The organism is Atopococcus tabaci DSM 17538, assembly GCF_000429585.1.
Taxonomy (GTDB): domain Bacteria; phylum Bacillota; class Bacilli; order Lactobacillales; family Carnobacteriaceae_A; genus Atopococcus; species Atopococcus tabaci.
Genome location: NZ_AUCD01000022.1, coordinates 20,368 through 29,756 on the forward strand (window position 1 = coordinate 20,368; position 9,389 = coordinate 29,756).

10 protein-coding genes and 1 pseudogene are annotated in these 9,389 nt (G+C 41.7%); 8 read left to right on the top strand and 3 right to left on the bottom strand.

The features are described 5' to 3' along the window. Positions 1-235: 235 nt before the first annotated feature. From G470_RS0105085 to G470_RS0105095, 3 genes are all read right to left on the bottom strand, one after another. Positions 236-1,381, bottom strand: coding sequence for an NAD(P)/FAD-dependent oxidoreductase (locus G470_RS0105085; protein WP_028273894.1), 1,146 nt, complete (start codon positions 1,379-1,381; stop codon positions 236-238). 319 nt (positions 1,382-1,700) lie between these two features. Continuing rightward, positions 1,701-2,888 (bottom strand): site-specific integrase, encoded by a 1,188-nt coding sequence (locus tag G470_RS0105090; protein ID WP_028273895.1) that lies wholly within the window; start codon positions 2,886-2,888, stop codon positions 1,701-1,703. 46 nt (positions 2,889-2,934) lie between these two features. Continuing rightward, entirely contained in the window at positions 2,935-3,492 is a 558-nt protein-coding gene (locus G470_RS0105095) for a helix-turn-helix domain-containing protein (protein ID WP_028273896.1), read from the bottom strand. Between the two features lie 158 nt (positions 3,493-3,650). Here G470_RS0105095 and G470_RS0105100 point away from each other — a divergent pair, with 158 nt between their 5' ends. From G470_RS0105100 to G470_RS0105145, 8 genes and pseudogenes are all read left to right on the top strand, one after another. Further along, positions 3,651-3,848, top strand: coding sequence for a hypothetical protein (locus G470_RS0105100; RefSeq protein WP_035445130.1), 198 nt, complete (start codon positions 3,651-3,653; stop codon positions 3,846-3,848). A 15-nt stretch (positions 3,849-3,863) separates the two neighbouring features. Next, positions 3,864-4,148: a helix-turn-helix domain-containing protein gene (locus G470_RS0105105; RefSeq protein ID WP_028273898.1), complete on the top strand. Its 285-nt coding sequence runs from the start codon at positions 3,864-3,866 to the stop codon at positions 4,146-4,148. Positions 4,149-4,162: 14 nt separating this feature from the next. Beyond that, positions 4,163-4,321, top strand: a complete 159-nt coding sequence (locus G470_RS14375) for a hypothetical protein (protein ID WP_156907950.1) — start codon at positions 4,163-4,165, stop codon at positions 4,319-4,321. Between the two features lie 273 nt (positions 4,322-4,594). Then, positions 4,595-4,879, top strand: coding sequence for a hypothetical protein (locus tag G470_RS0105120; RefSeq protein WP_028273899.1), 285 nt, complete (start codon positions 4,595-4,597; stop codon positions 4,877-4,879). Continuing rightward, on the top strand, positions 4,866-5,264 hold the full coding sequence (locus G470_RS0105125; protein WP_028273900.1) for a hypothetical protein: 399 nt from the start codon (positions 4,866-4,868) through the stop codon (positions 5,262-5,264). The genes G470_RS0105120 and G470_RS0105125 overlap by 14 nt, the downstream gene beginning before the upstream one ends. A gap of 366 nt (positions 5,265-5,630) precedes the next feature. Next, positions 5,631-6,020: a hypothetical protein gene (locus tag G470_RS0105135; protein WP_156907952.1), complete on the top strand. Its 390-nt coding sequence runs from the start codon at positions 5,631-5,633 to the stop codon at positions 6,018-6,020. Positions 6,021-6,319: 299 nt separating this feature from the next. Then, positions 6,320-8,806 (top strand): virulence-associated E family protein, encoded by a 2,487-nt coding sequence (locus G470_RS0105140; RefSeq protein WP_051258435.1) that lies wholly within the window; start codon positions 6,320-6,322, stop codon positions 8,804-8,806. Between the two features lie 362 nt (positions 8,807-9,168). Further along, positions 9,169-9,389, top strand: a pseudogene (locus tag G470_RS0105145) (IS30 family transposase); the annotation flags it as partial.

A 9,389-nucleotide genomic window follows, 5' to 3' on the forward strand; every position in this document is an offset into this window, starting at 1 on the left:
TAAAAACCTCCTGATGTGATTCGGAATAGCATGTGGGGTTCAAACGTAAAACAAAACTAGCTTCAAAGAAGCTAGTTTTTTTACACACATTTATTTCCCTATTATAAACTAATTTTGTGAAGATTCTATAAAGAATATCCAACTGAAAACGTAATCATATGAACTTTTTTAAACGAAAGTCGTTTCTTTTTGTGCAAAAAACAGAAAAATGTTCGTCATAATGTCGTTGGTCATTCTATTGAAGTGTGTCCAAAGGTGTCACGTATCGGTCGACCGGATAGTCTTCCAACGGCAAATCAGCTGCTTCTCCAAGGATCAACTGCGCCAGTATCTTCCCGACAAGCGGACCGGCTGTCATACCGGTTGAACCCATTCCACTCGCAGTATACAACCCGGGGTTTCCCGGTATCTCGCCAAAGAAAGGAGAGTAATCAGACGTGTATGCCCTTGTTCCCGAACGATAGGCAATGTGGCTTGCCTCTTTGAACAGAGACGAAAACCCTTCGGCTGCTTCTTCGATCATGGGGCGAAGCAAAGTTTCATCTATGGACAAGTCGTACCCCATGTCGTTTTCGTGAGTGGCTCCGATGACAACTTTTCCATCCGCAAACGGAATAATGTCTTTTTCACCTTCCGGCATCACGACCGGCCAGTCGGCGGTTTCTGAAATCGGAAGAGTCAGTTGGGCGAGCTGCCCTTTTTGCGGACGCACGTCCACGTCGTATCCAAACGGCTTCAGCAATTGCGGCAGCCAAGCTCCGACCGCCAACACGACAGCATCAAATTCTTGGGTGCCGGCGGCATCAGAGACTGCGTACCGACCGGAAGCCCCTTTTTGAATGCCTGCCTGCGTCCGGTGGATGGAAACGCCCCGTTCTTCTAAAGTGTTTTGCAAGTGGTCCACCAATTTTCCTCCATCTACGCGTGCGCCTCCGGAAGCGTACAACGCCGATGCCTGCCCTTCATAAATAGGGATATATTGGCGGATTTCGTCAGGGGAAAGGATGTGCAGTTCGCCGATCTCGGGTGCATCTTCTCGGCGCTTCAGTCCAATCTCCATCAATTCATCTAAGTACTCTGGTTTGGATTTGAATAACAATGTCCCGGTTTTTTGATAAATGGCCGAATTCGACGGGTCTTGACCGATATCTTTGATAAATGTCGGGTAAAAAGCAGCCCCTGTTTTGACCAGACGGTACCATCTTTTGTTTCGTCTTCTCGACAGCCAAGGAGAAATGATTCCAGCCGCTGCGGACGTCGCTTGCCCGGTGCCTTCATCAAAAAGTGTCACCTCGGTGGATGGCGCCTGGCTCAAGTAAAAAGCCGTAGAGGCTCCAATCACGCCTCCGCCTATCACGGCAACCCGTTTTGTCGTTTGCATAGTAGATCATCCTTTCAGTGCTTTTCCAGTGTAGCAAAAAAGAAGAGGAAAAAGAAAGGGGGTTAGAAAAAACAATAAAAAAACCACCCATTGAAGAAATGGGTGGCAAAAAGGAGTGGTTTCAACACTTGGAGGAGTGTAGAAACGGTATTAATTGGTTGTTGTGGGTATGAATTAATAATAGAAGGGAAATTTGAAGAAAGTATGATTTTCTTCTGAAGGTTTCAATAAGCTTTGATAAACCTTGATATATCAACCTTTTTTCTTTAGTAGAGAAGGTGAATTAGTTTTCCACGTCTATCTTTACGCCCATATCGTTTCAGGAAACATTCTTGAAAATTAAAACCATGTAGCTGGCAAACTTCTTTGCTGTCTCTTCTTTGGTTTGCTGCGTAACGTGCGTGTAGATGTTCAACGTTGTTTGAATGTCTGAGTGGCCTAATCGTTCCTTTACTTCCTCAAAAGAAACACTGCCTGATTCAAATAGTAGACTGCAGTGTGTGTGCCGCAAACCATGAACGGTTACTTCTCTTAATCCCGCTCGTTCAATTGCACGGTTCATCCGGTAATTCACCAAAGTAGGTTGGATGTACCGATTATATTGATTAGGAAAGACCAGCTGGTTAGGCTGTAGAGTGTTGAAACCTAATTTCAAGTAGTCTTTTGCTTGCTGAGATTTCCAATCCCTCAAGATTTGAAGTGTGATGTCATCTAAAGAAATTTTACGGATACTGGCTTCCGTTTTTGGTGCCTGTATAATTAACTTCGCATCTTCTCCTACAGATAATGTCTTATTGATGGAGAGAGTGCCTTGCTCAAAATCAATATCTCTCCACTCAAGAGATAAAACCTCTCCTTTTCTGCATCCCGTAAAAGCAAGCACCCGGAAGAGCACCGGCCATAAAGGATTCCGCTCCTTTTGAGTGGACTCCAGGAATCGCTGCAGTTCATCTTTGGTGTAAAAGTTCTCCAGCTTTTCTTCAGTCTCACCTTCAAGAACAGTTTGTTTTTTCTTCTTCGGCATCAAGATTTTCTTCATTGGATTGTCATGAATGATATCCAAGTACACCGCATAATCCAATACCTGGGAAGCATAATTCTTTATAGTAGAGAAACTTTTGTACTCTTCGCTCCATTTCTCTACCGTTTGCTGACAGTAAGCTTTATGGATCCGTTCCACGCGCAAATGACCAAAAGCAGGAAGGATATACAAGCGGAAAAGAGATTGGACCTTTGCATAAGAACTTTCTTTTACGCTGTTTTTGTAAATAGTTTCCAACCAGACTTCCGCAATTTCCTCAAACGTTTCGTAGGTGGGCTGTTGATATTTTCCCTCTGAAAACTCTACTTTTAATCGGGAAAAGGCAAGTTCCGCCTCCCGCTTGGTTTTGAAGCCTTGTCTTGTGATACGGGCTCGCTTTCCTGTCATCGAATCCGTTCCCAGATAACCTTGCACTTTGTATGCAGTTGAACCGTCTTTTTTTGTGTATTTCGTAAAAGTCGCCATTGCTTATCCCTCTTTCTACCACGGGGCAACGGGTATGTAAGGGGGCTTATTTGCGTTGGTTTCTTTTTTCTCTTATACCAAGAACCATCGTTTCTAAACTTCTTATTTCATCTTCTGTCAGTTCTTTTTCATCTAATTTGATGGAATACCCTGCAAGATCAGCTCCAGGATCTATGAACTCACCTTGCTCACGTTTTTTAATGTTTTCCTTCACTTTTTCTTTCATAGAAAAGTAATTCAAGACATGATTCAAGTTTACAGTTTTTTCTGCTAGATAAAGCTGCCTTTTATAGTCAGAGTCTTTATTGGCAGCCAGTATAAGTTTCTTCACGTTCTCTTGATTAAAATGGTTTCTAGCTTGATAGAGTATATCTTCAAGCTCTTTTTCATCTTCTTGCTGCTCTGTAATCTTTGTTATTCCATTCGAAATCTTACTGATAACAATATCGGAGGGAATATTCTTATTATTTTCAATCAGCGACAAATAAGGTTGAGACACTCCTGAATTCTTAGCAAGATCAGTCATTGTTACATTGTATGATTTTCTAACGTACTTAAAGAAGTCACCTAAAGACTTGAAGTGTTCATAGCTTTCTAATTTCAATAACTCACCTCCTAATTAATAGAATATTCTGATAATAGAATACAACTCAAACTTATAAAATGCAAATAACAATAGCGATAAGTTTGACATTTGTATTTTATAGGTGTATATTGAGTTTGAAAGAGAAAATATTAGTAAAATATAAGGGAGTGAACGGAATGGTTAAAAAAGCAAATTCCCACATTCGAGAATTAATAAAAGAGCAAGGGGTTTATCAATGGGAAGTAGCTGAGGCGCTTGGTATTAGTGAGGTAACTCTTATCAGATGGCTACGTAAACCTTTAGAGGAAGAAAAAGAGAAAGAAATTATTAAAAGTATAGATAAAGCGAAGAAACAAAAAAGAATTGAGGGCTGAAAGAGGTGAAGAACTTTGGCAGCAGAATTGAAAGTTAGTGTATCTGATGAACTGCAGGAACAAATTGAAACGCTCCTCGCAGAGAGTGTGCAAACCATCTTAGAAGAGTTTCAGAAACGAGAAGAACCGTATGTTGGCCGGGAATGGTTGAACATGAAAGAAGCTGCAGCATGGGCCGGGTGTAGTTACGGAACATTACGAAGATGGGAGTCACACGGCTTGAAGGTTTCTGTTGTGTCAGGCAAAAGAATGATTAGCAAAACTGAAATCACTCGTTTCTTAAAAGAACACGAACAATAGGAGGGGAAAGAGCCATGCTAGACAACTATTTAAGTGAACTGGCAGCAGAGCTGCAGGAAATCGCTGCTTGTGAAGATGCAGAAGAGAGCCGGATGAAGGCTAGACACTGTTTAGATTTGTTGGAATCAGTAAGAGGGCTAGTAGGTGATGCAGACGAAGATGAATGGTACTAAGGCTCCCTAAGCCTTTAAGGAGGTGAGAGGATGTATGTTTATGTGACTGTTGGGATTATCAGTTTCATTTTAGGTTTTGTTTCTTACCACGCTACACGCACAGCGGTTCATGAATGGAAGAAAGTCAATTCAGAGCAAAAAAATAGCACCGTATGAGCGGCAACTCATAGGCGCAAAAGAAACGGTTTGGCGGTTCCGTTGGTATAGATACCTTCTTTATCATCTTACCAAAAAACCGCTCCCATATCAAACAGATTAAAGGAGCATAACACAATGACTAAACAGATTGACAAAGCATTGAAGCAGTTGGAAGAAATCAACAAAGGGAAAGCTTACGCACATACGCTGCTCTTCTCGATCAGTGAATACTGGGAAGGTGTGGAAGAGGAAGCTCGAAAAGATAAAGGCAATTCCCGTACTTACCATGAAATTCAAAGGATTTCCGGACATATGCACATCCTACTCAGCATGTTAAGCGATAATCTTGACAATATAAGCGACAGCAAAGACACAGTTGAGAAACTTTTGAGGGAGTTGGGCACTCATGAAGAAGAATGACCTTAGAAACTGGCTGGATAGTGAATACGATAAAGCTTGGGAAGCTTATCTCCAGGCATTTATAAAAAGTGACCAAGCTTTTAGCGCTAACTTGAAAGAACACTATCAACAACAAGTCACTAAATTTAGGGTTCTTTCGAATTATCTATGGATGCAACTTAATGCAGTGGAGAGCGATAAGAACAAAGAGGATTGGATTGTGGAAGAATTGCGTGAGTTTTACGATGAAGGGTTGGATCTCGTGGATAAATCACAGAGGGATGGAAATGAAACAACGGAAGTGGAAGGGATAAATAAAAAATTAAGAAACAACCATATTATTTCCTCATTTCTAATTGAAGAACTAAAAAAGGAAGGTGAAGAAGATGCAGGAAAAGCTTTATAAAGTGATCGGTGGATTCATCGCAGCAGTCATATTCGCATTGATATTTTCTTTAGGAGTATTGGCGTTGGGCTGGGTCCTAGCAGGTATTAAAAGCGTATGGATGATGGTTTTCTAATTTCGACTATGTAATGCAACTCACTAAACACATTAAATAAACCCACGGGGCAATGGGGATACCACAGTTTTCTAAGAGAAATCTTTTATAGGTTTTTTCTTCGGAAGACGTGAAACATAGACGTGAAAAACCATTTCAGACAAAACAGAACAAGAGTAGAACAGCTTTGTAGCAGGTTTCTTCAAGCAATGCGGAGGAGCATTCAGAAGAAAGACAAGATTTAATCAACGAAAAAAATTGGAGGAATGACATTGATCAAACGAACATTTGGCGCCAAAAAACAAATTCTTATGGACGTGAGTTCCTATAAGACACTTTCCTGTTTGGTAGACCCTACAGGAGCTTTAACAGATGACATGGGACGTAAATACCACCCAGCCGGAACTCCGGTAGGTGGAGCGGATATTTTCGCTAATGAGAACGCCGTATTGACGAATACCAATACTGCAGAGACAGCGGCTTCGACAGTAGGATTATTGCTGCATGATGTGGTCTTTGATGGCATCAACGGAACTACTGATAAAGCAAATGCCACACTGCTCTATTTTGGAACTGTCAACGAAGACCGTATGGATGTGGAAATTACACAGGAAGTCCGGGATCAGTTAAACGGAAAGATTTACTTCATGAACAGACCGTAAAAAGTTTCGTAAAGCAGCTCCTCCACATTGCTTTAAAAAGCCTGTTACCAGGTTAAAAGCAATAAAAAAAACCCCTACAAGGAGAGGTAGGGGCTGCATCGAAATGCAACTTAAAGGAATAAAGAAAAACGGTTTTTGGAAGCTGCAGCACTTCCCGGGAGCTGCAACAAACGTCTTTTGAAAACTGCAATAAAGGTTTTCAAACCACATACAATTGAAACTATACGAAACTGCTTTCGTATAAGTCCATTATACCGAATTCTATGGAAGAAAACAAAAAAAGGGGGATAGAGAATACAGTGCAGCAAACCACACAAATGAACATATCAGAAATCACGCCGCTTAAACACGACACAACATTAACCATTGCCGCTGCCAATAGCAGAACTGTTCAAAAATGGACAAACAAACAAAAGATGTGGTCCGAGATGCTCACTCTATTATCCCGCCCTACCATTACTCATGAAACGCAAGAAGAATACCAAAAAATGTCCAAAAGCGAACAAAGCGATATAAAAGACGTTGGCGGTTTTGTAGGAGCGGGGTTGAAAAGTGGAATCCGCAAGAAAGGTTATGTCCAAGCAAGAAGCTTGATTACATTGGATGCGGATTATGCAACAGAAGATTTGTGGGAAGACTTTAAGCTGCTTTTCGAACATGCAGCAGCTATCTACACCACGCACAGCCATACAAAAGAAAAACCAAAATACCGAATCATCATTCCGTTAAAAGAAGCGGTATTTCCTGATGAATATGAACCCTTGGCTCGAAAAGTTGCGGATCTTGTAGGAGTAGATAAGTTCGATGATACAACGTACCAGGCTGAACGCTTGATGTTCTGGCCGAGTTGTTCCCAAGATGGCGAGTTTTTCTTTGATTACCAGGATTTGCCGTTATTGGACCCAAACGAAGTCTTAAAGCAATACGACGATTGGAAGGATTTCACGTCTTGGCCAAAGAGCAGCAGGCAAAAAGACATTCTAAAAAGAGAAGTCAAAAAAGCTGAAAATCCACTGGATAAAAATGGAGTAGTCGGAGCGTTCTGCAAAGCCTATGACATCCATGAAGCCATTGAGACGTTCTTAGAAGATGTGTATGAACCAACCTCTCAGCCGAATCGCTACACCTATACCGATGGTTCTTCTCACGGTGGTTTGGTCATTTATGAAGACCGCTTTGCATATAGCCATCATGCCACCGATCCGGTAGGCGATAAGTTAACCAACGCATTCGATTTGGTGCGGCTGCACCTGTTTGGTGAGTTGGATGCTGAGACAAGCCACAGTACGCCAGTCAACAAACTCCCGTCCTATACGCGGATGGCAGAGTTTGTCAGGGAAGATTCAAAGGCCAGGCGGGGGCTAATCCTCAGCGCCGTTAACGAAGATTTCGCAGAAGAACTGGAAGAAGCGGAAGAAGAAGATTTAAGTTGGTTGGATCAGCTGCATACTACCAAGTCAGGGAAAATAGAAAATGAGCCATACAACGCTCGTTTGATTCTGCAGAACGACCCAGAGTTGAAAGGGTTGGTGGGCTTCAACCAATTCAACCAACAAATCGAAAAGCTCAAGCAGCCGAAATGGGAAACAGTCTTGGAACCTCAATTTAGAGACCGAGACATGTCCGAGATACGGATTCTAATCAACGAACGCTACCAAGTGGCTTTTTCGCAAAAGAACTTGGAAGATGCCGTAGTTACAGTTGCGGAAATGAACCCGTTCCATCCTGTTAAGCAGTTTATAGAGAAAGAGACATGGGACGGCGAACAACGTATCTCCTCTCTGCTTATTGAGTATTTAGGAGCTCCTGATGAGCTGTACACAAGAGAAGTAGCAGAATTGTTCTTTGCCGCTGCAGTAAGTCGGATTTACAGGCCTGGATGCAAGTTTGACTATGTACTTCTGGTTGTCGGACCTCAAGGAATAGGGAAGTCCACCTTCTTCGCCAGATTGGCTCCTGAGTGGTTTACGGATTCACTGGAAGGCTTGGGGAACTCCAAAGATGATATGCAGCTGTTAAGTGACAACTGGATTGTGGAGCTGGGGGAACTGGCCAGTTTAAGCCGGACCGATTTAGACAGAGCCAAAAACTTTCTAAGTCGTACAGAAGACAACTATAGAAAGCCATATGCAAAGAACAACATCAAAGTAAAACGGCATGTGGTCTTTGCAGGAACCACAAATGACTACGCTTCTTTAAAGGATGCGACCGGAAACAGGCGTTTCTGGCCTGTCATTGCCAATGCATCAGAACAGAAGAAGAAACCATTTGACGGTTCTTTGGATAAAATCCGTCACCAAATATGGGCTGAGGCTTTGCATCTGTTTAAGACTAAATACAAGGAAGGCAAAGGACTCACATTATCGGAAGAAGCAGCGAAAGTTGCGTTGGAGAGACAGAAAGAGAACCAGGCAGAGGATCCATTGCAAGAAGACATCCGTGAATATCTGGACTTCCCCATTCCTGTTGATTGGTATGAACATAGCCAAATAGATAGAGCCAGTTACATCAATCAAGTATTCATCCAAGGTCGAGAATGGCATGAGATAGATGAACCGCATTTCAGCGAAGAAACCATGGAGAGAGACAGAATCACTACCAAAGAAGTTCTTGCTGAGTTGATGCAGCGTTCTGTCGGGGATATGGACTTAAGGCAGAATAGTTTGGCGAAAAAAATCGGCATGGCCATCAATGGATTGGATGATTGGGAGAGAAAAACCATCAAATTACCAAGAAGCGGTAAAGCAAGACAAGGTTTTAAGAGGATGAAAAAAGGTAATAAGTAATCTAAGGGTAATCTGTAGGTAATCTATAAAAGGTAATAAGTAATCTGTAAGTAATCTATCGTAGATTACCTTGAAAACCCAATGGCACCAACGTTTTAACCCTGAAGGTAATAAGTAATCTATAAAACCGTTAAAAAAAGAAAAAATTGAAAATAGGCATATATTAGGCATAAAACACACATACTAAACGCCTATTTTACAGTTTTAGAGTTTTGCGGAGTTTGTATATTACTTATTACTACAGGTCAGCACCGCCATCCAAGATTTATAAATCGTGGATTGTATAATTAAGCGAGACAGAAAAAAGACATGTTATGATACACTCAAATTAACCTACCAAAGCTAAGGAGAGTGCACCATACATGTCGTACACCCATCTTACCAAAACAGAACTCATATTCATAGAAGAATACTTTGCCATTAATCTCAGTGGTCGCGAGATTGCTAAAAAGCTTAAGCGAGGTCATGAAGCAGTCTACAGAGTAATCAGGAAGTTGAAAACGGGTAAAACAGCGATCGATATTTATCTAGAATACAAAGAAAACAAACAAAAATGTGGACGTAAACCTATTCAACTTCCTCA

What these genes read in the sequence shown, in the direction of transcription:
- G470_RS0105085 (WP_028273894.1), bottom strand. Translation starts at nt 1,381, where the DNA reads ATGCAAACGACAAAACGGGTTGCCGTGATAGGCGGAGGCGTGATTGGA.
- G470_RS0105090 (WP_028273895.1), bottom strand. Translation starts at nt 2,888, where the DNA reads ATGGCGACTTTTACGAAATACACAAAAAAAGACGGTTCAACTGCATAC.
- G470_RS0105100 (WP_035445130.1), top strand. Translation starts at nt 3,651, where the DNA reads ATGGTTAAAAAAGCAAATTCCCACATTCGAGAATTAATAAAAGAGCAA.
- G470_RS14375 (WP_156907950.1), top strand. Translation starts at nt 4,163, where the DNA reads ATGCTAGACAACTATTTAAGTGAACTGGCAGCAGAGCTGCAGGAAATC.
- G470_RS0105120 (WP_028273899.1), top strand. Translation starts at nt 4,595, where the DNA reads ATGACTAAACAGATTGACAAAGCATTGAAGCAGTTGGAAGAAATCAAC.
- G470_RS0105125 (WP_028273900.1), top strand. Translation starts at nt 4,866, where the DNA reads ATGAAGAAGAATGACCTTAGAAACTGGCTGGATAGTGAATACGATAAA.